Raw genomic sequence first — 991 nt, forward strand, 5'->3', positions numbered from 1 at the left:
ATTCCTGTTGTCGGATCTGTCACTGTCGCTGTACCGTCGTCTCCTACTGTTACTTCCTTACCTGGGTTCTTAGCTTTGACTTTATCTGCCACTTGTTTCTTCTCTTCTGGAGTTAAGTGCGCTTTGTCTTTGACTGGAACTTTTTCGGTTGGTTTCACTGGCTCGAAGTCTTGGTTCACTAGGTCTGTTCCTGGAATTATATGACTAATTCCTGTTGTCGGATCTGTCACTGTCGCTGTACCGTCGTCTCCTACTGTTACTTCCTTACCTGGGTTCTTAGCTTTGACTTTGTCTGCCACTTGTTTTTTCTCTTCTGGAGTTAAGTGCGCTTTGTCTTTGACTGGAACTTTTTCGGTTGGTTTCACTGGCTCGAAGTCTTTAACAGTTAAATCTTTGGCTGGGATTAGTGCTGAGTCACCAGTTGTCTTATCTGTTACAGTAACATTACCCTTATCATCTGCTGTAACAATCGTATTTGGATTAGATTCTTTAACTTTATCCACCAATTTTTCTATTTCTTTTGGTGTTAAATGTTCTGGATCTGGAACTACAATCGGTAGTGGAATTGTTACTTCAAACTCTCTTGCAGGCTCACCTTTAGCGCTAGTTAGTTTGCCTGGAATTGTAATATCACTTGTTCCTTCTTTCGGAAGTTTACCTTCTTCTTGGGCAATTCCTTTTCCTGTTGTTGGATTTTCAGGCAACTCGTTATTAGTTAACTCTACTTTTCCTCCAGTTACAACTTTTTCGCTAGCAATACCAGGTAATTTGACTTTAGTACCTTCAGGAACTCCATCAACTGTTACTTCAACATTTCCTGTTTGTGGATTTTGTGTTCCTACCGTAAATGTTGGAGTTGATGTAGCTGGTTTTTCTTCGTACGCTACTTCTACCGTTTGTGGTTTGTCTTTTAGGGTCACAGTGGTTGTTCCTGGTGTTACTGGTTTGTACACTTTTCCGTCTACTGTGATCTCTTCTGGTGTGTAGCTTA

General features: G+C 41.0%; 1 pseudogene. It reads right to left on the minus strand.

From position 1 onward, the window contains the following. Window positions 1–953 (minus strand): annotated as a pseudogene (locus tag GEZ84_RS10555) (hypothetical protein); the annotation flags it as partial. Window positions 954–991 lie beyond the last annotated feature (38 nt).

The organism is Streptococcus mitis (assembly GCF_009496155.1).
GTDB lineage: Bacteria > Bacillota > Bacilli > Lactobacillales > Streptococcaceae > Streptococcus > Streptococcus mitis_BQ.